This is a genomic window from Streptomyces fructofermentans, assembly GCF_014651055.1.
Taxonomy (GTDB): domain Bacteria; phylum Actinomycetota; class Actinomycetes; order Streptomycetales; family Streptomycetaceae; genus Streptomyces; species Streptomyces fructofermentans.
Genome location: NZ_BMWD01000053.1, coordinates 1 through 23,373 on the forward strand (window position 1 = coordinate 1; position 23,373 = coordinate 23,373).

The 23,373-nt window shown below is 73.3% G+C and carries 18 protein-coding genes; 10 read left to right on the top strand and 8 right to left on the bottom strand.

Features of this window, described 5'->3' with window-relative positions; translation table 11 throughout:
• Window positions 1–114: 114 nt before the first annotated feature.
• Complete coding sequence (gnd, locus tag IE265_RS36975; RefSeq protein WP_190040179.1) at window positions 115–1,554, bottom strand: NADP-dependent phosphogluconate dehydrogenase; 1,440 nt, start codon at window positions 1,552–1,554, stop codon at window positions 115–117.
• A 316-nt stretch (window positions 1,555–1,870) separates the two neighbouring features.
• Between gnd and IE265_RS36980 the strand changes: the two genes are divergently transcribed.
• On the top strand, window positions 1,871–3,064 hold the full coding sequence (locus IE265_RS36980) for a transglycosylase family protein (protein ID WP_190040180.1): 1,194 nt from the start codon (window positions 1,871–1,873) through the stop codon (window positions 3,062–3,064).
• 30 nt (window positions 3,065–3,094) lie between these two features.
• On the opposite strand, the gene IE265_RS38895 is transcribed toward IE265_RS36980, so the two are convergent.
• Window positions 3,095–4,669: a DMT family transporter gene (locus IE265_RS38895; RefSeq protein WP_229916951.1), complete on the bottom strand. Its 1,575-nt coding sequence runs from the start codon at window positions 4,667–4,669 to the stop codon at window positions 3,095–3,097.
• Window positions 4,670–4,891: 222 nt separating this feature from the next.
• Here IE265_RS38895 and IE265_RS36990 point away from each other — a divergent pair, with 222 nt between their 5' ends.
• From IE265_RS36990 to IE265_RS37010, 5 genes are all read left to right on the top strand, one after another.
• A complete protein-coding gene (locus IE265_RS36990) occupies window positions 4,892–5,620 on the top strand; it encodes a (2Fe-2S)-binding protein (RefSeq protein ID WP_190040181.1) in 729 nt (242 codons plus the stop codon).
• A 143-nt stretch (window positions 5,621–5,763) separates the two neighbouring features.
• The gene (gene glgA, locus IE265_RS36995) at window positions 5,764–6,924 is read left to right on the top strand and encodes a glycogen synthase (protein ID WP_190040182.1); all 1,161 of its coding nucleotides are present in this window, start codon (window positions 5,764–5,766) and stop codon (window positions 6,922–6,924) included.
• A gap of 92 nt (window positions 6,925–7,016) precedes the next feature.
• The gene (glgC, locus tag IE265_RS37000) at window positions 7,017–8,237 is read left to right on the top strand and encodes a glucose-1-phosphate adenylyltransferase (protein ID WP_190040183.1); all 1,221 of its coding nucleotides are present in this window, start codon (window positions 7,017–7,019) and stop codon (window positions 8,235–8,237) included.
• 889 nt (window positions 8,238–9,126) lie between these two features.
• On the top strand, window positions 9,127–10,488 hold the full coding sequence (locus IE265_RS37005) for a wax ester/triacylglycerol synthase family O-acyltransferase (RefSeq protein WP_190040184.1): 1,362 nt from the start codon (window positions 9,127–9,129) through the stop codon (window positions 10,486–10,488).
• Between the two features lie 395 nt (window positions 10,489–10,883).
• Window positions 10,884–12,368, top strand: a complete 1,485-nt coding sequence (locus IE265_RS37010) for an SDR family NAD(P)-dependent oxidoreductase (protein WP_190040185.1) — start codon at window positions 10,884–10,886, stop codon at window positions 12,366–12,368.
• Window positions 12,369–12,535: 167 nt separating this feature from the next.
• Here the strand turns inward: IE265_RS37010 and IE265_RS37015 are convergent, their stop codons facing one another.
• The 4 genes from IE265_RS37015 to IE265_RS37030 all read right to left on the bottom strand — a co-directional run bounded on the left by IE265_RS37015 (window position 12,536) and on the right by IE265_RS37030 (window position 15,787).
• Window positions 12,536–13,363, bottom strand: a complete 828-nt coding sequence (locus tag IE265_RS37015) for an SDR family oxidoreductase (RefSeq protein ID WP_190040186.1) — start codon at window positions 13,361–13,363, stop codon at window positions 12,536–12,538.
• A gap of 12 nt (window positions 13,364–13,375) precedes the next feature.
• Window positions 13,376–13,921 (bottom strand): HD domain-containing protein, encoded by a 546-nt coding sequence (locus IE265_RS37020; protein WP_190040187.1) that lies wholly within the window; start codon window positions 13,919–13,921, stop codon window positions 13,376–13,378.
• Between the two features lie 148 nt (window positions 13,922–14,069).
• A complete protein-coding gene (locus IE265_RS37025; protein WP_190040188.1) occupies window positions 14,070–14,699 on the bottom strand; it encodes an MBL fold metallo-hydrolase in 630 nt (209 codons plus the stop codon).
• Entirely contained in the window at window positions 14,699–15,787 is a 1,089-nt protein-coding gene (locus IE265_RS37030) for an S-(hydroxymethyl)mycothiol dehydrogenase (RefSeq protein WP_190040189.1), read from the bottom strand. The genes IE265_RS37025 and IE265_RS37030 overlap by 1 nt, the downstream gene beginning before the upstream one ends.
• Before the next feature lie 392 nt (window positions 15,788–16,179).
• Here IE265_RS37030 and IE265_RS37035 point away from each other — a divergent pair, with 392 nt between their 5' ends.
• Both IE265_RS37035 and IE265_RS37040 read left to right on the top strand, forming a co-directional pair.
• Window positions 16,180–16,350, top strand: coding sequence for a hypothetical protein (locus tag IE265_RS37035; RefSeq protein WP_190040190.1), 171 nt, complete (start codon window positions 16,180–16,182; stop codon window positions 16,348–16,350).
• A 64-nt stretch (window positions 16,351–16,414) separates the two neighbouring features.
• Entirely contained in the window at window positions 16,415–16,897 is a 483-nt protein-coding gene (locus IE265_RS37040) for a GNAT family N-acetyltransferase (RefSeq protein ID WP_190040191.1), read from the top strand.
• 95 nt (window positions 16,898–16,992) lie between these two features.
• Here the strand turns inward: IE265_RS37040 and IE265_RS37045 are convergent, their stop codons facing one another.
• Window positions 16,993–18,336: an amidase gene (locus tag IE265_RS37045; protein ID WP_190040192.1), complete on the bottom strand. Its 1,344-nt coding sequence runs from the start codon at window positions 18,334–18,336 to the stop codon at window positions 16,993–16,995.
• Between the two features lie 616 nt (window positions 18,337–18,952).
• Between IE265_RS37045 and IE265_RS37050 the strand changes: the two genes are divergently transcribed.
• Complete coding sequence (locus IE265_RS37050) at window positions 18,953–21,970, top strand: alpha-mannosidase (protein WP_190040193.1); 3,018 nt, start codon at window positions 18,953–18,955, stop codon at window positions 21,968–21,970.
• Window positions 21,971–22,009: 39 nt separating this feature from the next.
• Here IE265_RS37050 and IE265_RS37055 read toward each other — a convergent pair whose 3' ends face one another.
• On the bottom strand, window positions 22,010–22,726 hold the full coding sequence (locus IE265_RS37055; RefSeq protein WP_190040194.1) for a FadR/GntR family transcriptional regulator: 717 nt from the start codon (window positions 22,724–22,726) through the stop codon (window positions 22,010–22,012).
• A gap of 165 nt (window positions 22,727–22,891) precedes the next feature.
• On the opposite strand from IE265_RS37055, the gene IE265_RS37060 reads away from it, so the two are divergent.
• On the top strand, window positions 22,892–23,373 hold a 482-nt coding region (locus IE265_RS37060), incomplete at its 3' end, for a substrate-binding domain-containing protein (protein ID WP_229916952.1).

The following is a 23,373-nucleotide window of genomic DNA, read 5'->3' on the forward strand; positions in this document are numbered from 1 at the left end:
GTCCGGTGCGGACGTCCGCACCGGACCACCGGCCCTCACTGTGAACGGGGCGGTACGCGGCACCCTCCCGGATGCCGCCCGCCGTGGACCGGCCGGACGGCCGGCCCGGATGCGTCAGCCGGTCACCTCGGACCGGTCCCCGCCCCACAGCGTGTGGTACGAGCCCTCCCGGTCCGTCCGCCGGTAGGTGTGCGCGCCGAAGAAGTCGCGCTGCCCCTGCGTGAGCGCCGCCGGGAGCCGCTCGGCCCGCAGCGCGTCGTAGTACGCGAGCGCCGCGGCGAAGCCCGGCGTGGGCACGCCCTGCTGCACGGCGGCGACGAGCACGGCCCGCCAGTCGTCCTGCGCCGCCCCGATCTCCTGCGCGAACGTCTCGTCGGAGAGCAGGCTCGGCAGGTCCGCGCGGGCGTCGTACGCGGCCCGGATGCGGTCCAGGAAGGCCGCCCGGATGATGCAACCGCCGCGCCAGATCGAGGCGACCGCGCCCAGGTCGATGTCCCAGCCGTACTCGGCGCTGCCGGCCGCGATCTCGTGGAAGCCCTGCGTGTAGGACACGATCTTCGACGCGTAGAGCGCCTGCTCGACCTGGTCCGCGAAGGCTGCCGCCTCGGACTCGGACAGCGCCGAGGCCGTCGGTCCCGCCAGGCCGCGCGAGGCCTCGCGCAGCTCCGTGTGGCCCGACAGGGACCGGGCGAAGACCGCCTCGGCGATGCCCGACACCGGGACGCCCAGGTCCAGCGCGATCTGCACGGTCCAGCGGCCCGTGCCCTTCTGCTCGGCCCGGTCCTGGACGACGTCCACGAACGGCTTGCCCGTCGCCGCGTCCACGTGGGAGAGGACCTCGGCGGTGATCTCGATCAGGTAGGAGTCGAGCCGCCCGGTGTTCCAGGTGCGGAAGATGTCGGCGATCTGGGCGGGGGAGTAGCCCGCCACGTCGCGCAGGAGCTGGTACGCCTCACCGATGAGCTGCATGTCGGCGTACTCGATGCCGTTGTGCACCATCTTCACGAAGTGGCCGGCGCCGTCGGGGCCGACGTGCGTGACGCAGGGCGACCCGTCCTCCGCCTTCGCGGAGATCTTCTCCAGCATCGGACCGAGCGAGTCGTACGACTCGACCGGGCCGCCGGGCATGATGCTCGGCCCGTGCAGCGCGCCCTCCTCGCCGCCCGAGATGCCCGCGCCGACGAAGTGGATGCCCTGCTCGCGCAGTTCGCGCTCCCGGCGCCGGGTGTCCGCGAAGTGGGCGTTGCCCCCGTCGATGATCATGTCACCGGGCTCCAGGAGCGGGGCGAACTCCTGGATCACCGCGTCCGTCGGCTCGCCGGCCTTGACCATGATCACCAGTCGGCGCGGCCGTTCGAGGGCGGCCACGAACTCCTTCGCGGTCTCCGTCGCGACGAAGTCGCCCTCGCCGCCGAACTCCTCCACCAGTGCGTGCGTACGGGCTGCCGTGCGGTTGTGCAGGGCGACCGCGTATCCGTTGCGCGCGAAGTTACGGGCGAGATTGCGCCCCATCACCGCGAGGCCCGTGACGCCGATCTGGGCTGAAGTGCTCATTCGGTTGGCTCCTAAAGATCCTGAATCGGTAGTGCCGGTCGTGGCCGCCAGTTTGCCCCACTGACCATCCTGACTTGCCGGTTCGTCGACCGCATGTCCTGACTTGCCGATGGTGTGTACGCAGCAGAGGCGCCGCCGCCTCAGTGTCGGACCGAACTTCACCCGGACGGGTACGCGGGCCGCCGCCACGCTCCGTCACCAACAAAGGTGCATTCCTGGTCACTTGACCGGACAGAGCGGCTGATTGCCCTCTTGTCATGGCCTGTTAGCCGCGTCTACTTTTGCCGCTCCTGACGCTTGTCGAGGGGGCTCCTCCATGGCCGTACGCGGCCGGCACCGCCGGTATCAGCCGAACAGGATCAACCGCGCCTCACTCACCGTCACGGTGGGGGGCGCCGGAATGGCGATGCCGCTCATCGGCACCGGCGTCGCGGAAGCGGCCGACGTGGACACCTGGAACAAGGTGGCCGCCTGCGAGTCCACGAACAACTGGGACATCAACACGGGCAACGGCTACTACGGCGGCCTCCAGTTCAGCCAGTCCACCTGGGAGGCCTACGGCGGCCGGGCCTACGCGGCACGCGCCGACCTCGCCACGAAGGACCAGCAGATAGCCGTGGCGGAGAAGGTCCTCAAGGGCCAGGGGCCCCGGGCGTGGCCCGTCTGCTCCGCCAAGGCGGGACTCACGCGCGGTGGCGGGACACCGGACATCGACCCCTCGGGCGGGTCCGCGGAGCGGCCGGCCAAGCGCACGGTCCGCGACGTGCAGCCGCAGACCACCCCCCAGTCCCGGGCGGGGACGGCCGAGATGTACACCGTCGTCCGCGGCGACACGCTCTCCGGCATCGCGGGCACCAAGGACGTACCGGGCGGCTGGCGGCAGCTCTACGACGCCAACCGCAGGACCGTCGGGTCCGACCCGGACCTGATCATGCCCGGTCAGCGGCTGAACCTCCGGACGAAGGCCGCCCCCGGCACCGCCCCCACCGAGCGGGCGAAGACCTCGGAGGGCACCGAGGAGAAGGCCAAGGAGAAGGCCAAGGAGAAGGCGAAGACCGAGAAGAAGACCGGGGAGAAGGCCGGGAAGCGGACCCACTCGACGCCGCAGACCCTCACCGCCCCGGTGAGCGCCGGCACCGGGACCGCGTACCGCGCCACCGGCTCGTCCTGGTCGAAGGGCTACCACACGGGCGTCGACTTCCCGGTGCCCACCGGCACCTCCGTCAAGTCCGTCGCGTCCGGCAGCGTCGTGACGGCGGGCTGGGGCGGCTCCTTCGGCTACCAGGTCGTGGTCCGGCACGCCGACGGCCGGTACTCCCAGTACGCCCACCTGTCGGCGATCTCCGTGAAGGCGGGGCAGAGCGTGGTGAGCGGTCAGCGCATCGGACGTTCCGGCTCCACGGGCAACAGCACGGGCCCGCATCTGCACTTCGAGGTGCGGACGGGGCCCGGTTTCGGCAGCGACGTCGACCCGATCGCGTATCTGCGCGCGGGCGGGGTGCGGCTCTGACGGCTCCGACGCAGGAGGACGCGACCCGGGTCAGGACCTGACCCGGGAGCGCAGCACCATCGGGGCGGGCAGCAGGGGCAGGCAGGGCAGCCCGTAGTAGCCGCCGGTTCCCGCCCAGGGCGCCACCCCGGACAGGTCGTCGGGCGTGTCACCGGACCGCGCAGGCTGCCCGTCGGTGTCGGCGGGCGGCTGCGGAACCTCGTGACGCCCCACGGAGCGCACCCCCGCCATTCCCGCCGTCACGGCTTCGTCCTGCGCGACCGAGGGCATCCCGGCAGGTGCTGTCCCGTCCCGGGGGACGGCCGTCCGGCCCGGGGGTACGGCCTCGTCGTGTGTCCGGGCGAGCATCCCGGCGGGCGCGAGGGCGTCCTCGCGTCCGCGCACCGTCTCGTGCGAGGGGGAGGCGCGCACCCCCGCGGGGACCACGTGCCGCGCCGGAGCGGGTGTCCGCTCGGGCAGCGGGCCGACGCCGGTCGCCCGGACAGGCCCGCCACCGGCGGTCACCGGCCCCGTTCCGGCGGCCACCGCTCCGGAACCGGCGGTCACCGGTCCGGATGCGGCGGCCGTGCCTGTTGTCCGGGCGGCTCCGGAGGCGCCCACCGGTTGCGGGACGCGCACCCCGGTGCCGGCCGGGACCGCGTCACCGCCGCGGTCCGTGCCGTCCCGACCGTTCGTGTCGCCGGAGCTTGCCGTGCCGGTGGCCGCTTCCGCGCGGTCCGCGGCGAGGCCCGTGCGGTCCGCGAGGTCCGACACATCGTCGTGCTCCGTACGCTCCGAGCCGCTGATGCGTTCCGTGGTGAGCAGTATCAGGCCACCCGCTGCGACGACACCGCAGCCGAGTGCCAGGGCGGTGCCCGTCTCGCCGTAGCGGAAGGTCTCGCCGAACATGGTCAGGCCGACCGCGGCGGCCACGATCGGGTTCACCACGGTCAGTGTGGCCAGCGGGGCGGCGAGTCCGGCGCCCCGGTAGGAGGCCTGGGACAGCAGGATTCCGGCGGTCGCGAGGACGCCGATCACGGCGAGGCTCGGCACGTCCGCGAGCGAGACGCCGCCGGTCCAGTCGACCGCGACGGTCTTGGTGAACACCGACGACATGCCGAACGCGACACCCGCCGCGACGGCCAGCAGCACGCTGCGCACGGCGGGATGCCGGTGCACGGCCCGCGCCGCGGTCATCAGGGCCACCACCGCGCCGGCGGTGACCAGGGCGACCACGACACGCTCGGTGCCGTTCAGCGACTGCGCGTCCGTGGCGTTGACCAGTGCCAGCAGGACGGCCAGTCCGGCGGTGGCCATGATGGCGCCGCGCCAAGCGGTCGCCCCGGCCTTGCGGCGCACGAACAGGGCGGCCATGGGCAGGGCGAAGACGATGGTCAGCGCGCCGAGCGGCTGGACCAGGCTGAGGGGTCCGAAGGCCAGCGCGACGACGTGCAGCAGCCCGCCGACGCCGTTCAGGCCCACGGCGATCCACCAGGCGGGTTGGCGCAGGGGCGCGTAGGTGCCGTCCGGCGACTTCGCCGCGACCTGCTCCTGCACGATGGCCCCGCCCGCGTACGCGACGGCGGAGACGAGGGAGAGCACCACGGACAGCACGAGCGCGCTCATGTGTCTCTCCCTCGTGTGTCGTGGACGGCCCCCGTCGAGCGGAGCGTCCGGTGCGGCGAACCGGCGGCTTCCATGGTTAATACGATCCCTCTTGAAAGGTCCCGTGTCGTCGTACCTGAGCAGTCATTGCGTCCTACTGCCGATGGAGTACGTCCTGCGCCCACTCCTCCCCAGGTCGGGTGACACCGGGTACAACCCGCCCGCTGACCCCGTTATGCCCGTTTGGTCTACTTGCCCCTCGTGGACCTCGACACGGATCTCATTCACCTCGCCTCCCTCGAAGGTTTCTTCGCCCTGCGCACGGGCCGACCCGCCCGCCCCACGCTCGCCGACGCGTACGGGCGACTCTCCGTCGCCGACGGGACGGACCCGCTCACGTTCCGTGTCCGCAAGGTCGTACGGGCCCTCGACGCGCCCGAGGAGCGGATCGGGGCGTCGGTGGCCCAGCAGGGGCTCGCGGCCCGACTGTGGTCGGTGGCCCTCGGCGCGGCCGTGCTCTACGGGCAGGTCCCCGACCTCGACGCGCGGCTGCTGCGCTGGGACCCGGACGGCAGCGCGCCCGACGACCTGTGGCTGTCGGAGGTGCGCCCCCTGCCCGGCGACGCGGCGACCGTCGCACGGCTGGTGGTCGACGGCCACCTGGCACCCCTCGCCACGGCGCTGCGGGCGCGCCACCCCGTCGCCGAGGGCCTGCTGTGGGGCAACGCGGCGTCCGCGCTCGCGGGCGCCGCACGGGAGCTGCAGCGGTGGGCCCGCGCACGGGGCAGTGCGGAGACGGCCCGGCACGCCCGGGTCCTCGCCGCCGAACTCCTCGGCCATCCCGCCCTGCGGGACGCCGGAACCCAGACCGGGACGCGGTACCGGCGGCGCAGCTGCTGCCTGTACTACCGGGTCCCGGGCGGCGGCGTGTGCGGCGACTGCTGCTTCGACCGGCCGCCCGGCCGGACCTGAGCGGCCGCCCGGCCGGACCCGAGCGGCCGTTCCGCCGGACCTGAGTGGCCGTTCCGCCGGACCCGAGCGGCCGTCGCGGTCTTCCCCGCGCGCCACTTCTGGGTGACCATGAGGGAAGCAGCCGCTGAGACAGGGGGTTCCGGGTGCGAGTGGGACTGCTGACCCGGGAGTACCCGCCGGACGTGTACGGCGGCGCGGGCGTCCATGTCGAGTTCCTCGCACGGGAGTTGAGACCGCTCGTCGACCTCGACGTGCACTGCTGGGGCGAGGGCGCGACGGGCGGGGTCGTACGCCACCGGCCCTGGTCGGCGCTCGACGGCGCCAACGACGCGCTGCGCACCTTCTCCGTGGACCTGTCCATGGCGGCGGCGCTCGAAGGCCGCGACCTGATCCACTCGCACACCTGGTACGCCAACCTCGCCGGGCACCTCGCGAAGCTGCAGTACGGCGTTCCGCACGTCGTCACCGCCCACTCCCTGGAGCCGCTGCGCCCCTGGAAGGCCGAGCAACTCGGCGGCGGATACGCCCTGTCGAGCTGGGCGGAGCGCACCGCCGTCGAGGCCGCCGACGCCGTGGTCGCCGTCTCCACGGCCATGCGCGAGGACATCCTCGGCTGCTATCCGTCCCTGGACCCGGCGAAGGTGCGGGTCGTGCACAACGGCATCGACACCGACCTCTACGTGCCGGACCCCGCGACGGACGTCCTCGACCGCCTCGGGCTCGACCCCGGGCGCCCCTACGTCCTGTTCGTCGGACGCATCACCCGGCAGAAGGGCGTCCCCCATCTGCTGCGCGCCGTAAGGGACATCGACCCCTCAGCGCAGGTCGTGCTCTGCGCCGGAGCGCCCGACACGCCTGAGATCGACCAGGAGTTCCGCGACCTGTTCCGGGAACTCAGCGGCGTCCGCGAGGGCGTGCACTGGATCCCGCAGATGCTGCCCCGCCCCGAGGTCATCCAACTCCTCACGCACGCCGCCGTGTTCGTCTGCCCCTCGGTGTACGAGCCGCTCGGCATCGTGAACCTGGAGGCGATGGCCTGCGGCACGGCCGTGGTGGCGTCGAGCGTGGGCGGAATCCCCGAGGTGGTCGCGGACGGCGAGACCGGGCTGCTGGTGTCCGCGGAGGGGCCCGCCGCCGAGTTCGAGTCGCGGCTCGCCCTGGCGCTGGACTCGCTGCTCGCCGATCCGGCGGCCGCCCGGCGCATGGGCGAGGCCGGACGGGCGCGCGCCGTGGGGGAGTTCGGCTGGGACGCCGTGGCCCGCCGCACGGTCCGGCTGTACGAGGAACTTCTCAAACAGGTGTAGCCGCGGAACCGGGGTACCCCTCAATCCAGGGTAGTTCTCCGGCAGGCGTAGTTCGGGAACACGGCCCAACCGGGCGGCAGAGGGGCGGCGGCATGCGACGCGGTGGACCTTCGGTGCTGGGAATCGTACTGGCGGGCGGTGAGGGCAAGCGGCTGATGCCCCTGACCGCGGACCGTGCGAAACCCGCGGTGACCTTCGGCGGCACGTACCGCCTCGTGGATTTCGTGCTGTCCAACCTGGTCAACGCGGACATCCTGCGGATCTGCGTGCTCACTCAGTACAAGTCCCATTCGCTCGACCGGCACGTCACGACGACCTGGCGGATGTCCAGCCTCCTCGGCAACTACGTGACGCCGGTGCCCGCGCAGCAGCGGCTCGGCCCGCGCTGGTACCTCGGCAGCGCCGACGCGATCCTCCAGTCGCTGAACCTCGTGCACGACGAACAGCCGGACTACATAGCGGTGTTCGGCGCAGACCACGTCTACCGCATGGACCCGCGGCAGATGCTGAACCAGCACATGGAGAGCGGCGCCGGGGTGACCGTCGCGGGCATCCGCGTGCCCCGCACGGAGTCCTCCTCCTTCGGGGTCATCGCTCCCGGGTCCGACGGGCTGACCGTCGACAGCTTCCTGGAGAAGCCCGCCGATCCGCCGGGGCTGCCGGACGACCCGGGCTGCGTCTTCGCCTCCATGGGCAACTACCTCTTCACCACCAAGGCCCTGGTGGAGGCGCTGCACCGGGACGCCGAGGACGAGCACTCGGTGCACGACATGGGCGGCTCGATCCTGCCGATGCTCACCGACCGCGGCGAGGCGCAGCTGTACGACTTCAGCCAGAACCACATCCCCGGCGAGACGGTCCGCGACCAGGGGTACTGGCGTGACGTCGGCACGCTCGACGCGTACTACGACGCCCACATGGACCTCATCGCCGAGCGGCCGGCCTTCAACCTCTACAACCGGAGCTGGCCCATCTACACCAGCTCCGGCCAGTTGTCGCCCGCGCGCTTCAACTCCGCCGGGATCGCCAGCGAGTCGATCATCAGCGCGGGCTGCCTGATCCGCGGCCAGGTCACGCGCTCGGTCCTCTCCCCGGGCGTCGTCGTGGACCCGGGCGCCGTCGTCCAGGGCTCGGTCCTGCACGACAACGTCCACATAGGCCGGGGCGCGGTCGTCCGGGGCGCGGTCCTCGACAAGAACGTGCAGGTGCCGCCCGGTGCGACGATCGGCGTCAATCCGGAGCGCGACCAGGAGTTGTACACGGTTTCCAAGGGCGGCGTGATCGGGCTGGGCAAGGGGCAGCACGTGTCCTGACGTCCTGCGGTGGGTGCGGCAGGTGCGGTGAGGGCGGTCGGTCGGCCCGGGCGAGGGGCGGGCCGCCGTCGTGGGCCGGGCCCGCTCTCGTGGGCTGCGGCCGTCTGCCGTCCCGGGCTCGCTGCGTCGGTCACGCGGCCCTTCGCCGGGCGGCGGGTTCCGGGCTCCGCGCCGCATCCGGGTCGGGTCCTGCGCCGGGGCCGGTTGCCGGGGCCGCGCCGCATCCTTCGCCCGTGCCGGGTTCGGGTCCCGAGCGGAGTCCGGGCTCCGGGGCGGGTCCAGGTCCCCGGTGGAGCACGGCTCCAGGGTCGGGGCGTCCCCGGGCGGTTCCGGCGAGGGGTGAGCCACGTCGGGGCACCCGGTCACTGCGGCAGTCCTGACGCACCGTCCCGGCGGCCGATCCGGCGTGGGGTCGAACGGCGCCCGTCGGACTCCGGCGCACCCGCGTTCGGGGCCGGCGCCCGGTCGCCGACCGCTCACCCGGTGGAGAGGGGCGCGTACTCGCCGACCGGCGCCACCCGTTCGGCACATCGGCAAGGGTTTCGTTCCGCGCGCCCCGGGCGCCCGACGCCGCCCCCGCTCCGCGCCGGCGGACGGAACCGGGCGTGACCTGGGGTGTTCCGCGACCGCCGGACGGGTCGAGCCGCGGCGGAGTCCTCCGCGCCCCGGGAGAGAATCCTCCGACCGGGGTACGGCCCCGAACGCGGGTCCGTGCGCCGCCGTCGAGGCCTCCGCCCTCCGACCTCGTACGCCCCATGGGTCCCACCCCTTGCGCGGTGCGCGGGACTTAATCTGCTGTTAACTGTGTGTAGCTTGATCGTACTTGACCGTAATCGCCTGGCCGGGTTTGACTGCTTGTCCACCCGTCGTCCACGCGAGAGCCAAGCCCTTGACCTCCGACCTTCTCGCGCCACTCGACCTGGCGTTCTGGAACATCGAGTCGGCCGAGCACCCGATGCACCTCGGGGCCCTCGGCGTCTTCACGGCGGACTCGCCCACAGCCGCCGCGCACGCCGCCGAGCTGCTGGCGGCCCGCGCGGCGGGCGTGCCCGGACTGCGCATGCGGATCCGCGACGTCTGGCAGCCGTTCGACCTGACCCGGCCCCTGGCTCTCGACGTCCTGCGCCCCCTCGCCTTCGGCGGCGCGGCCCGCGAGGCCGTCCCGGACTTCGACCCCTCCGACCATGTGCGGCTGCACGCCCCGGCCGAGGACTTCCACGCGGCGGCCGGCGCGATCATGGAGCGCCCGCTGGAGCGCGGCCGGCCGCCGTGGGAGGCGCACGTGCTGCCCGGGGCGGACGGCAGGGCCTTCGCGGTGCTCTTCAAGTTCCACCACGCCCTCGCCGACGGGCTGCGTGCCCTGACCCTCGCGGCAGCCGTCCTCGACCCGATGGACCTGCCGGCGCCCCGCCCGCGGCCCGAACGGCCCGCGCGCAGCCTCGTACCCGACGTGCGCACCCTGCCGGACCGGGTCCGCGGCACGCTCGCCGACATGGGCCGGGCCCTCGACATCGGCGCCTCCGTGGCCCGCGCCACCTGGGGGGTGAAGTCGTCCGCGGCCCTGGTCTCGGAGCCGACCGGCACCCGCCGCATCGCCGGAGTGGTCGTCGACCTCGACGAGGTGCACAAGGTCCGCAAGAGCGTCGGCGGCACCGTGAACGACGTCCTGATCGCCGTCGTCGCGGGCGCCCTGCGGCGCTGGCTCGACGAACGCGGCGACGGCAGCGCCGGAGTGTCGCCGCGCGCGCTGATCCCGGTCTCCCGGCGCCGGCCGCGCACCGCGCACCCACAGGGCAACCGGCTCTCCGGGTACTTGATACGGCTTCCGGTCGACGACCCCGACCCGCTCGGGCGGCTCGCGGCGGTCCGCACGGCCATGGACCGCAACAAGGACGCGGGCCCGCACCGGGGCGCCGGTGCCGTCGCGCTGCTGGCCGACCACGTCCCCGCGCTCGGGCACCGGCTCAGCGGACCGGTCGTCGGGCAGGCGGCCAGGCTGCTGTTCGACATCCTGGTCACCAGCGTCCCGCTGCCCAGCCTCGGCATGAAGCTCGGCGGCTGCCCGCTCACCGAGGTCTACCCGCTCGCCCCGTTGGCCCGCGGGCAGGCACTGGCGGTCGCCGTCGCCACGTTCCGCGGACGCGTGCACTACGGGCTCGTCGCGGACGCGGAGGCGGTCCCGGACCTCGAAGCGCTGGCCCGTGCCCTGCGCGAGGAGGTCGTGGCGCTGGTGGAGGCGGCCGAGGCCTGAACCCCGGGCCCGCCGGCTTCGGGTCCTCGCCGGACCCCGGCCCGCAGGCCTCACGACCTCGCCCCGAGTATCGAGACCGGCCCCCGCTCCTCCCGGAGCGGGGGCCGACCCGTGTCCGCCCCGGCCCCCGAGGACAGGGCGCTCCTGCCCGCGCGCCCGGCGCGGGCAGGAGCGCCCCGGCGCACGGCGGTGGCGGGGCGGACACGGCAGGGGCTCCACCCGGCTGAGGCCAGGGCTCCGCAGGACCCGTACACCGCCATTTGGCCGTCGCGGAAGGCGTCAGTATGCTCCCGACCTGGTGGGATCCCATGAGGAACGTGTAGGATGCCGCCTTTTGACGGCTTCCGCGGTCGCCCGAGGCGCGCGGTACGACCCACGCGAGGAACACAGCGGCGATGACGGTGACAGACGACAACCGGTCCGGCGCCATGGACACCCCCGAGCTGGCCTGGGGCCCCGGTATCGACCCGGAGCGACTGGCCGTCTGCCTCGGTGTGCTCGAGGAGCTCGACAAGCTCGAGGTCGACCACCCCGACGCCATCGCCGTACGGCGGGCCACCGCGGGCGTCTACCGCACGGTCAAGCAGCGCCGCCGCCAGGAGCGCCGGGCCGCCAAGACCGCGCACGACAAGGCGGTCACCGAGGCCACGGCCACCGGCTCCGCCCAGCGCATCGACGACGAGACCGAGGGCATCCTCCCGTCGTCCGTCACCGACGCCGGCGAGATCGCGGGGATACTCCGGCGGCCGCGCTCCTGCTACATCTGCAAGACCCGCTACGTCGAGGTCGACTACTTCTACCACCAGCTCTGCCAGGAGTGCGCGGCCGAGAACCGGAGCCGCCGCGACGCGCGCACCGACCTCACCGGCAAGCGCGCGCTGCTCACCGGCGGCCGCGCCAAGATCGGCATGTACATCGCGCTGCGGCTGCTGCGCGACGGCGCGCACACCACGATCACCACGCGCTTCCCGAACGACGCGATCCGCCGCTTCAAGGCCATGCCCGACAGCGACGAGTGGATCGGCCGGCTGAAGATCGTCGGCATCGACCTGCGCGACCCCGCCCAGGTCGTCGCGCTCGCCGACTCGGTCGCCGCCGCCGGTCCGCTCGACATCCTGATCAACAACGCGGCCCAGACCGTACGCCGCTCCCCGCAGGCCTACAGCGAACTGGTCTCCGCCGAGTCGGGGCCGCTGCCCGCCGGTGAGCTGCCGCCCGCCGAGGTGATCGGCACGTTCGGTTCCGGCGCGGTCGCCGCGCTGCCGGTGGCCGGGGGCGGCGCGCTCAGCGCGCAGGACGTCACCGATCTGGCGCTGGTCTCCGGCTCCGCCTCGCTCGAACGGATCGCGGCGGGTACCGCCATCGACGCGGGTGGCCTGGTGCCCGACCTGCACGACACCAACAGCTGGATCCAGGCCGTCGAGGAGGTCACGCCCGTCGAGCTGCTGGAGGTCCAGCTCTGCAACTCGACCGCGCCGTTCATCCTCATCAGCCGCCTGCGCGCGGCGATGTCGGCGGCGGACGCCCGGCGCACGTACATCGTGAACGTCTCCGCGATGGAGGGCGTCTTCAGCCGCGGCTACAAGGGCGCGGGCCACCCGCACACCAACATGGCCAAGGCCGCGCTGAACATGCTCACGCGCACCAGCGCCCAGGAGATGTTCGAGAAGGACCGCATCCTGATGACCGCGGTGGACACCGGCTGGATCACCGACGAGCGGCCCCACCCGGACAAGATGCGCCTCGCCGACGCGGGCTTCCACGCGCCGCTCGACCTGATCGACGGGGCGGCCCGCGTGTACGACCCGATCGTCCGGGGCGAGCAGGGCGAGGACCTGTTCGGCGTCTTCATGAAGGACTACGCGCCCGGCAAGTGGTAGCGGTACCGGTCCGGACCCGGGTCTCCCGGCTCCGGACACCGGCGCCGGTCCGGACCCGGCGGTCCGCCGTCGCGCGGGCGCCGGGTGCCGGGGCCGGAGGGATGCGGCCCGCCCGTCGGTGACGTGCCCCGCTGCGAGCGCCGGTACGCGCCCTCGGCCCGAGCGGCTCACGGGGCCTGTGCGGCCTGTGGGGAGTCCGGCGGGGCGGCCGAGCGCAGAGCCGCGTGCACCGGGTCCGTCCCGGAGGCGTACGCGGGTCGTACCCGGGTGCCGCCGTCCACCAGCAGGTCGGCGCCCGTGATCCACCGGGCCGCGTCGGACGTCAGCCACACCACCGCGCGGGCCACGTCATCGGGCTCGCCGATCCGGCCCAGCGGCAGCCCCGCGGCCGTCTCCTCCTCCGCCCGCTCCCACACGAAGCGGGCCATTTCCGTACGGACGAGACCGGGGGAGACGGAGTTGACCCGCACCCGCGGCGCCAGCTCACCCGCGAGCTGCCGGGTGAGGTGCAGGAGGGCGGCCTTGCTGGTGCCGTACGCCCCCACGCGCGGGCCGACGTGCCCGGCGCCCTCCGTGCAGATGTTGACGACCGAGCCGCCGTGCTCGCCCATCCAGGCGTGCCACGCGTACTGGACCAGCCGCAGCGGTGCCTCGACGTTGACGGTGAACGCCTCGCGCCAGCGGTCCGGGTCGGCGTCCATCAGCGGGCCGTAGGGCTGGTTGGTCGCCGCGTTGTTCACCACGACGTCGATCCGGCCGAACTCGCGCAGGGCCAGCGCGGTCAGCTCCCGCAGGTGCGCCGGGTCGGCGACGGTGCCCGCGAGTCCCACCCCGCCCAGTTCCGCGGCGGCACGGCGCAGACCGTCGGCGTCCCGTGCGGTGACGCACACCCGCGCGCCCTCCGCCACCAGGGCCTCGGCCACCGCCCGCCCGATGCCCCGCGAGGCGCCGGTGACGATGGCCACCCGGCCCCGCAGTCCGCTCGGAGACGTCATCCGCGTACCGTCTCATGACGGACCGTCAGGCGACAGGGGGCGGGCGTGTCGGTCGACGGCTCCGAGCCGTGCGTGCCTGGCCGCCAGCAGTTCCAGGACCGTGCGCCAGTCCTCCAGGACCCCGGCGTCCGTACCGGCCGTCCTGGCGCTCTCGTCCGCCTGGCGCAGGGCTTGGACGTCCTCCGGGACCGGCTCCCGAGGCGGGTCCTCCCGGTGGAGGCGTACGAGGTGGGCGACCCGCTCGCCGAGCAGGGGCCGTACCGCGTCGGCCGCGTGGCCGGCCTGTCCCGCCGTGTCGTGCGGTCGCAGCAGCCGCCCGATGACGTGCACCAGGCCCGCCGCCTGGAGTTCCTTGTCGGCGGGGCGGCTCCGGCGCAGCAGCGCGGCGGTCTGCAGCGCGTGCTCGTGGAGGTCGGGCGGCGCGGCGGACGGGGCGCCCCCGTCCTCTCCGCCGCCTTCCCACGGGCGGGCCCGGGGGGAGGGAACGCCCGCCGGGCCGCGGGCGCCCCGGCAGGCGTGCAGCAGATCCATCAGCTCTTCGACACTGCGCGGCTCCATGCGCCAGTCCTCCCTGCGGGCGGGAAAGGCCGTCGTCCGGCGTCAGCAGACCATGGCCGGCTTTCGGCCGGACCAACGGGACCTGAACTGCGTACGGTCGGCGGCCCGCTCGCGCGGGCGCGGGCTCCCGGAGCGTCCGCGGGCCGGGTCAGTGGCCGCGGTCGATCCACTCCTGGAGGTGCGGTGCCTCGGCGCCGACCGTCGTGGAGTCGCCGTGACCGGTCCGTACGACCGTTTCGGCGGGCAGGGCGAGCAGCCGGGTCGTGATCGACTCGACGATGGTCGGGAAGTGCGAGAACGAGCGCCCGGTGGCGCCGGGACCGCCCTGGAACAGGGTGTCGCCGGTGAAGACCGTGCCCAGCCCGGGTGCGTGCAGGCAGACCGCGCCCGGCGCGTGGCCCGGGGTGTGCAGGACGGTCAGCTCCACGCCCGCCACCTCGATGCCCTGCCCGTCGGACAGCTCGCCGTCGGGCAGGCGGTCGGGGTGGGTCTGCTTCCACAGCGGGAGGTCGTCCGGGTGGAGCAGGATCGGCGCGCCCGTGCGGTCCGCGAGGGCGGGCGCCGCGTCGATGTGGTCGTTGTGCGCGTGGGTGCAGACGATGGCCCGCAGGGTGCGGTCGCCCAGGGCCTCGGCGATGGCGTCGGCGTCGTGCGCGGCGTCGATCACCACCGCCTCGGTGTCGTCGCCCACGATCCACACGTTGTTGTCGACGTCCCAGGTGCCGCCGTCGAGGCTGAACGTGCCCGAGGTGACGAGGTGCTCGATGCGGGCGGCCATCAGAGGACCACCACCGAGCGCAGGACGTCGCCCTGGTGCATCCGGTCGAAGGCCTGCTCGACGGCGTCGAGCGCGATGGTCTCCGTCACGAACGCCGCCAGGTCGAGGCGGCCCTGCTGGTGCAGGTCGATCAGCATCGGGAAGTCCCGCGAGGGCAGGCAGTCCCCGTACCAGGACGACTTGAGGGAGCCGCCGCGGCCGAAGACGTCCAGGAGCGGCAGCTCCAGCTTCATCTCCGGGGTCGGCACGCCGACGAGGACGACCGTGCCCGCCAGGTCCCGGGCGTAGAACGCCTGCTTGTACGTCTCGGGGCGGCCCACCGCCTCGATGACGACGTCCGCGCCGAAGCCGCCCGTCAGCTCGCGGATGGCCTCGACGGGGTCGGTCTCCTTGGAGTTGACCGTGTGCGTGGCGCCCATCGTGCGGGCGGTCTCCAGCTTCCGGTCGTCGATGTCGACCGCGATGATCCGCGCGGCGCCCGCCAGCCGGGAGCCCGCGATCGCGGCGTCGCCCACGCCGCCGCAGCCGATCACGGCCACCGAGTCCCCGCGGCCCACCGCGCCGGTGTTGATGGCCGCGCCGATGCCCGCCATCACGCCGCAGCCGAGCAGCCCCGCGACCGCGGGGGACACGGAGGGGTCGACCTTGGTGCACTGGCCGGCCGCGACCAGCGTCTTCTCCGCGAAGGCGCCGATGCCCAGGGCGGGGGAGAGCTCGGTGCCGTCCTCCAGGGTCATCCGCTGCTTCGCGTTGTGCGTGTCGAAGCAGTACCAGGGGCGGCCGCGCAGACAGGCCCGGCACTGGCCGCACACCGCGCGCCAGTTGAGCACGACGAAGTCGCCGGGCGCGACGTCGGTCACGCCCTCGCCGACCGCCTCCACGACGCCCGCGGCCTCGTGGCCGAGGAGGAAGGGGTAGTCGTCGCTGATGCCGCCCTGCTTGTAGTGCAGGTCGGTGTGGCAGACACCGCAGGCCTGCACCTTGACCACGGCCTCGCCAGGACCCGGGTCCGGGATCAGAATCGTCCGGATCTGCACCGGTTCGTTCTTTCCGGGGGCGATGACACCGCGTACCTTCTGGGCGGCCATGTCGGGCTCCTTCGCGTGGAATGGTGGGGCGTTGATCATGGTGACACAGGGCCGGACGGGCGGGTCCTGCCTGTGGACAATCGAGTCAAACACGCGGAACGGGCGACCGGGTGGACCGGGATCGACTTCAGACGGTTACACCTTGTTTTCAGCCCCATCGAGCAGGCGGCCGCTCATATGGTTACCCTGTACGGGACGGACAGACTATTTGGGTCCCACCCACACCCACGGTCCGTCCCGGGACAAGCCGGTCACCACGGCCTGCTCTCATACGAGTTGACCGGCGCCACCGCGTCCGAACTGCCTCTACTCAGACCCGAGCGGGCATCTGGCGACCGGTAGCAGAGTGGCCTGCATGCCCCGAGGGTGACCCGACACATAAGGAGTGCGCGGTGACACCGGAGACGACAAATCGCGATCAGCGCCCGGAAGGTACCGAGGGCGCAGGCCGCCGGCCCGAGAAGCTCGGCAGCCTCGACGTGTGGGCCAGGTCCGCCCCCATCCGCCTGGCGGGCTACGAGGACGACCTCGCGGAGCCCCACATCCTGCCCAGCGTGGACTGACCGCCCGGTCCACAGCGGGACACCCGCGATCGCCGATCAGCATGGACGTGCCAGACTCGCGTCCATGCTGATCCGAGAAGCCGTGGCCGACGACTGGCCGCGGATCTGGCCCTTCTGGCACCGCATCGTCGCCGCCGCCGAGACCTACGCCTGGGCTCCGGACGCCTCCGAGGAGGAGGCCCGCGTCCTGTGGACGGCACCGGGCAAGCGCGTGTACGTGGCCGAGGACGACACCGGAGCCGTCCTCGGCTCGGCCTATGTCACCGCCAACTACGGCGGTCCCGCCGCGGGGGTCGCCAACGCCGCGTTCATGGTCGATCCGGACCACTCCGGCCGGGGCGTCGGCCGCGCCCTCGCAGAGCACGTCCTCGTCGCGGCGAAGGGTGACGGCTTCCGCGCGATGGTGTTCAACGCCGTCGTGGAGACCAACCCCGCCGTGCGGCTCTGGACCTCGCTGGGCTTCACCGTGCTGGGCACGGTGCCGGACGCCTTCGAGCACCCGCGCCACGGCAGGGTCGGACTGCACATCATGCACAGGGCGCTCTGACCGGGAGCGGCCGGCGCCGGCCGCCGGCCCGTCCGCGCCGGGCCGCGATCCCCCGTGCGCCCTTCCCGCGACCCGCGGCGCGCCCCGACCGCGTCTCAGTCCAGCGGCGCGGTGCGGTTCCAGGGCCGCAACTCCTCCAACTGACCCGCCAGTTCCAGCAGTACGGCCTCCGATCCGGGTCGCCCGACGAGCTGCACCGCCGCGGGCACCCCCGACGGCAGCGTGCCGAACGGCACCGCCATCGCCGGCCACCCGGTGAGGTTCCACGGCGGAGTCATCGGCGAATAGGCGGTGTTGACCAGGACGTTCCGCAGCCAGCCCCGCTTGTGCCACTCCGCGGCGGCGGGGGACCGCCGGGCCAGGGCCGGTGTCAGCAGCACATCGTGCTCGGCGAAGAACGGTTCGAGCCTCTCGCGCAGTTGGGCCCGGCGCGCACCGCCCCGCACCGACTCCACGAACCGCCGCCCGACGGCCGCGTGCACCCGGGTCCGGGGTGCGAGCCGCCGCGGGTCGAGGTCCTCGGCGTCCACCGCGGTCCCCGCCGTCCAGTGGGCGAGCGAGGTCGTGCCCAGCCACACCGGATAGGACGGGTCCGCGCGCCGCACCCGGTGCCCCGCGCCCGCCAGCAGCGCGCCCGCCTCCCGGGCGGCGGCCCTGTGGGGCCGGGAGATGGTCACCCCGGCCAGCGGGCTGCGCACGGAGAGGGCGACCGTACGGGTGACGGGCTCGGGAGCGCCCCCGGCCTCCGTGCCGGCCAGCACCGCGAACATCAGCCGGGCGTCCCCGACGGTCGTGGCCAGCGGGCCGTTCTCGGACATCCCGAACCAGTCGCCGTGGCCGATGTCCGCGGGCACCGTGCCGAAGCCCGGCTTCAGCCCGATCAGACCGCAGTTGGCGGCGGGTATGCGCAGGGAGCCCATGCCGTCGTTGCCCAGCGCGATCGGCACCATCCCGGCGGCCACCGCCGCCGCGCTGCCGCCCGAGGAGCCGCCGGCCGTGCGCGTGGGGTCCCACGGGTTGCGGGCCGTCCCGTGCACGCCCTCGGTGGTGCCGAAGACGCACAGCTCGGGAACGTTCGTCAGGCCCACCACGACCGCGCCCGCCGCGCGCAGTCGGGCCACCGTGACATGGTCCTCGTCCGCCGGGGTGTCGGGGGTCGCCGCCGAACCGTTGCGGGTGGACTCGCCGCGTACCGCCAGATTGTCCTTGACCGCCACCGGCACGCCCGCCAGGGGGAGTTCGGCCAGATCGGCCCGGGCCGCGACCTCGTCCGCCTCGGCGAGGGCGGCTGCGGCGCGCACCTTGCGGAAGGCCCCGACCCGGGCGTCGAGCCGCTCGATCCGCGCCAGGTGCGCGGCCACCACCTCGCGGGGGCCGACCCGCTTCTCCCGCACGGCGGCGGCGATCTCGGCGGCGGTACGACCGGCCCAACTGGTCACGGCGACTCCTCGTGGCATGGGACTACTGGCGAGTACGAGGAGCACTGTGCCCCGGACCGGTGCGATTCGTCTACGTGCGGGCGGACCCTACGGGCAGGAGGACTCATGCGCGTGCCGTCCGGCGACCCGCGGACGGAGGTGACCCGTGTACGCGCCGGCGGACCGGCACCCGCGGACGGGGAGGCGGCGGCACGGTTCGAACTCCGTGCCGTGGGGGAGTTTTACACCGCGCCGGACCCTCGGCCGCCGGCCGTTTCCGGTGATCACCGGCCCACTCGCGGTGACCGTCGGCCGCCGGGTGGACCGGTCGCACGGTGGCCGGTCGACGGTGGCCGGTCGCACGGGGCGCCGGGCGTCCGCCCCCGACTACCGCCCGACCCGACCCGACTGGCGACCACCGTCCGTCCGAACCCGAATCCGACCCAGACCACCGTCTGTCCGACCCCGACCCCGACCCCGACCCCGACCCCGTCCACCGTCCGCCCGACCCCGACCCCTGTCCGACTCGATCACGTCCGCCCGTCCCGACGACCCCTCGGTACCCGACGGCACCCGCGACACCCCGCGTACGCCACCACACCGGAACAACCCGCACCCGGAGCTACGGAGCATCCCCATGCATGACGACCGCCGCCTGGTCGAAGCCCGCCTCGCACGAGTCCTCGACGAGCGCATCCGACCCGCCGTGTACCCCGAGTCAGTACCGCTGGAAGTGGCGGTGTGGCACGCGCCGGGCGAGCCGGTGCCGGTCGCCGAGGGACTGGCGGCCGAGACCCGGCCCGTGTCGGTCGGCGAGAAGTGGGGTGCCCCCTGGGGCACGAGCTGGTTCCGCGTCACCGGGACGGTGCCCGAGGAGTGGGCGGGCAGGACCGTCGAGGCGCTCCTCGACCTGGGCTTCGACGAGAGCATGCCCGGCTTCCAGTGCGAGGGCCTCGTGTACCGGCCCGACGGCACTCCTGTGAAGGGGCTCAACCCGCGCAACCACTGGGTGCGCGTCGGCGCACCCGTCGAGGGCGGTGAGGAGGTCGGGCTGCACATCGAGGCGGCCTCCAACCCGGTCGTCTTCGGCCCCCGTCCCTTCGGGCCGACCCGGATGGGCGACAAGGAGACGGCGGGCGGCGAACCGCAGTACCGGCTCGCACGCATGGACCTCGCCGTGTTCGACGAGACGGTGTGGGAACTGGTCCTGGACCTTGAGGTGCTCGGCGAGCTGATGGCCGAGCTGCCCGAGGAGTCCGCGCGGCGCTGGGACATCCTGCGCGCGGTGGACAGGGCCCTGGACGCGATCGACCTCCAGGACGTCGGTGCCACCGCCGCGGAGGCCCGCGCCCGGCTGGAGGACGTGCTGTCGTCCCCCGCCGCCCCCTCCGCCCACCGGATCAGCGCCGTCGGCCACGCGCACATCGACTCCGCGTGGCTGTGGCCGCTGCGCGAGACGGTACGCAAGGTCGCGCGCACGACGTCCAACATGACCGCCCTCCTGGAGGACGAGCCGGACTTCGTGTTCGCCATGTCCCAGGCCCAGCAGTGGGCCTGGGTGAAGGAGCACCGGCCCGAGGTGTGGGCCCGGGTGAAGAAGGCCGTGGCCGACGGGCGGTTCGTGCCGGCCGGCGGCATGTGGGTGGAGTCCGACACCAACATGCCGGGCTCGGAGGCGATGGCCCGTCAGTTCGTGCACGGGAAGCGGTTCTTCATCGACGAGTTCGGCGTCGACAACGAGGAGGCGTGGCTGCCGGACACCTTCGGCTTCGCCGCCGGACTGCCGCAGATCATCAAGGCGGCGGGCTCCAAGTGGCTGCTGACCCAGAAGATCTCGTGGTCCAGGACCAACAGGTTCCCGCACCACACCTTCCGGTGGGAGGGCATCGACGGCACCCGGATCTTCACGCACTTCCCGCCCGTGGACACCTACAACTGCTCGATGAAGGGCAGCGAGATCGCCCACGCGGCAAGGAACTTCAAGGACAAGGGGGCGGCCCGGCACTCGCTCGCCCCGACCGGCTGGGGGGACGGGGGCGGTGGCACGACGCGCGAGATGGTCGCCAGGGCGGCACGGCTGCGCGACCTCGAGGGCTCGGCGACGGTGGCCTGGGAGACTCCGCGCGAGTTCTTCCGGAAGGCGGAGGCGGAGTACCCCGAGGCGCCCGTGTGGGTGGGCGAGCTGTACCTGGAGCTGCACCGGGCCACGCTGACCAGCCAGGCCGGGACCAAGCAGGGCAACCGGCGCAGCGAGCATCTGCTGCACGACGCCGAACTGTGGGCGGCGACCGCGGCCGTGCGCACCGGATTCAGCTACCCGTACGAGGAGTTGGACCGCATCTGGAAGACGGTCCTGCTCCACCAGTTCCACGACATCCTGCCCGGCTCGTCCATCGCCTGGGTGCACCGCGAGGCCCGCGACACGTACCGGGCCGTCGCGGAGGAGCTGAACGGGGTCATCGACGCGGCTCAGCGCGCGCTGGCCGGGGAGGGCGCCAACGCCCTCGTCTTCAACTCGGCGCCGCACGTGCGCGACGGCGTGCCGGCGGGCGGCGCGCGGACCCCGGCCGTCGGGGGCGAGTGCACGCTGGTGCCGCGCCCGGAGGGCGGATTCGTCCTGGACAACGGGCGGCTGCGGATCGGGATCGACGCCCGCGGGCTGGTGGTCTCGGCCTTCGACCTGGCCGCCGACCGCGAGACCGTCGCGCCCGGCCGGGCCGCCAACCTGCTCCAACTGCACCCGGACCTGCCGAACATGTGGGACGCCTGGGACGTCGACGAGTTCTACCGGAACACCGTCACCGACCTCGACGAGGCCGACGAGGTCACGCCCGGCGAGGACGGCGTGTCGGTACGCGTCGTGCGGACCTTCGGGGAGTCCCGGGTGACCCAGGTGCTGTCCCTGGCCCCCGGGGAGTGGCGGCTCGACATCGACACCGAGGTCGACTGGCACGAGACGGAGAAGTTCCTGAAACTGGCGTTCCCGCTGGATGTGCACGCGGAACGGTATGCGTCCGAGACCCAGTTCGGGCACGTCTTCCGGCCGACGCACACCAACACGTCGTGGGAGGCGGCCAAGTTCGAGGCGTGCAACCACCGGTTCGTCCACCTGGAGGAGCCCGGCTGGGGTGTCGCCGTCGTCAACGACTCGACGTACGGCCACGACGTGACCCGCACCGTGCGCTCCGACGGCGGTACGACGACCACGGTCCGCGCCTCCCTGCTGCGGGCCCCGCGCTTCCCCGACCCCGAGACCGACCAGGGAGTCCACCGCTTCCGGCACGCGCTGGTGCCCGGCGCCGCGATCGGCGACGCGGTGCGCGAGGGCTGGCGGATCAACCTGCCGCAGCGGAAGGTCGCCGGCGGGGCCGCCGAGGTCGCGCCGCTGGTGTCCGTCGCGCAGGACGCGGTGGTCGTCACCGCCGTGAAGCTGGCCGACGACGGCAGCGGCGACGTGGTGGTGCGCTTCCACGAGTCCCGCGGCGGGCGCAGTCGGGCCACGCTCGCCGCCGGGTTCGCGGTCGCGGAGGTCACGGTGGCGGACCTGCTGGAGCGTCCTCTCGACGAGGCCGTGGCACCCGAGCGGGACGGCGACCGGATCACCCTGCGGCTGCGGCCGTTCGAACTGGTGACACTGCGGCTCAAGCGGGCCTGACGGTCGGCCCGTGGTGCCGGGCGGACCCGGCTGCCGTTCTCAGGAGCGCAGCTGGGTCCGCAGCCACTGCTCCACCTCGCCCACGTGGGAGGCGGCCGCGGCGCGCGCCGCCTCCGGGTCGTGGGCCACCAGCGCGCGGTGGATCGCCGCGTGCTCCCGCCGGGTGCGTTCGAAGGCGCCCTCCTCCTGGTAGCCGCGCCAGACCCGGGCCCGGAAGGTGCGCGAGGACAGGCCCTCCAGGATGGCGGCCATGGTGTCGTTGCCCGCCGCGGCCGCGATGGCGCGGTGGAAGGCCAGGTCGTGGGAGAGGATCTCCTCCGGGTCGTCCGTCGCCTCCATCGCCGTCAAGTGCTTCTCCACCTCGGCGAGTTGGTCGGGCGTGATGCGCGCCGCCGCCAGTGCCGTGGCGGTCGACTCCAGGACGCGGCGCACTTCGAGCAGTTCGACCAGGCCCGGCCCGCGGGAGAGGTCGGCGACCACGCCGAAGGTCTCCAGCAGGTCGCCCGCCTCCAGCTGCGTCACGTAGATACCGGACCCGTGCCGGGCCTCCAGGACGCCGAGGACCGTGAGCGCGCGGATCGCCTCGCGCATGGAGCTGCGCGAGATGCCGAGCCGGGCCGCGAGGTCGCGCTCGGTCGGCAGCCGTTCTCCTGGTTCCAGGCGACCCTCGCCGATCATCGCCTTGATCTGCTCGATGGCGCGCTGCGTCACGGTGCCCTTCTGCGGGGCCGTCCCCTCGGCCGGGCTCTCGTCCACGCCGCATCCTCCTGTCGCCGGTGCGCCGCAGTCTAACCACTCGGGTGGTCGGACCACTACGAGTCGAAACGTCGAAAAGTCTGGTCCTGGGGGTGTCCATTGGTCGAAGTGGTCTGATAAATATTCCTGGCACCTGCTCGATCACGCTCAATGAGGAGCCGAATGATGGCCGGCAGAACTGTGCGGAACCGGAACGGGCGCACCACGACACGGGCGATCCGGACAGCGGCGGCGGCCGCCTGCGCCGCCCTGGCGCTGACGGCGTGCGGCAGCACCAAGGACACCGTCGACTCCGGCGGCGGCGGGGGCGACGGCAGCGGGAAGGTCGGCGTGATCCTGCCGCTGCTGACCTCGCCGTTCTGGCAGTCGTACAACGACTACGTGCCGAAGATGGCGAAGTCGGAGGGCGTCGACGCCCTCAAGACCGTCAACTCCAACAGCGACCCCTCGCAGCAGATCACCGACATCAACAACCAGCTCAACCAGGGCGTGAAGGGCCTCGTCGTGGCGCCCCTCGACAGCGCGGCGATCTCGGCGGGCCTCGACCAGGCCGAACGCAAGGGCGTGCCCGTGGTCGCGGTGGACGGGTGGATTCGAGGGATCGTTGCAACACGGCGTGAGTTGATCAAGCAGCGAGCAGTTTATGC

Bases quoted from the DNA above. Each gene is read 5' to 3' on its own strand.
- gnd (WP_190040179.1), bottom strand. From the start codon at position 1,554: ATGAGCACTTCAGCCCAGATCGGCGTCACGGGCCTCGCGGTGATGGGG.
- IE265_RS36980 (WP_190040180.1), top strand. From the start codon at position 1,871: ATGGCCGTACGCGGCCGGCACCGCCGGTATCAGCCGAACAGGATCAAC.
- IE265_RS38895 (WP_229916951.1), bottom strand. From the start codon at position 4,669: ATGAGCGCGCTCGTGCTGTCCGTGGTGCTCTCCCTCGTCTCCGCCGTC.
- glgC (WP_190040183.1), top strand. From the start codon at position 7,017: ATGCGACGCGGTGGACCTTCGGTGCTGGGAATCGTACTGGCGGGCGGT.
- IE265_RS37010 (WP_190040185.1), top strand. From the start codon at position 10,884: ATGACGGTGACAGACGACAACCGGTCCGGCGCCATGGACACCCCCGAG.
- IE265_RS37015 (WP_190040186.1), bottom strand. From the start codon at position 13,363: ATGACGTCTCCGAGCGGACTGCGGGGCCGGGTGGCCATCGTCACCGGC.
- IE265_RS37020 (WP_190040187.1), bottom strand. From the start codon at position 13,921: ATGGAGCCGCGCAGTGTCGAAGAGCTGATGGATCTGCTGCACGCCTGC.
- IE265_RS37025 (WP_190040188.1), bottom strand. From the start codon at position 14,699: ATGGCCGCCCGCATCGAGCACCTCGTCACCTCGGGCACGTTCAGCCTC.
- IE265_RS37030 (WP_190040189.1), bottom strand. From the start codon at position 15,787: ATGGCCGCCCAGAAGGTACGCGGTGTCATCGCCCCCGGAAAGAACGAA.
- IE265_RS37040 (WP_190040191.1), top strand. From the start codon at position 16,415: ATGCTGATCCGAGAAGCCGTGGCCGACGACTGGCCGCGGATCTGGCCC.
- IE265_RS37050 (WP_190040193.1), top strand. From the start codon at position 18,953: ATGCATGACGACCGCCGCCTGGTCGAAGCCCGCCTCGCACGAGTCCTC.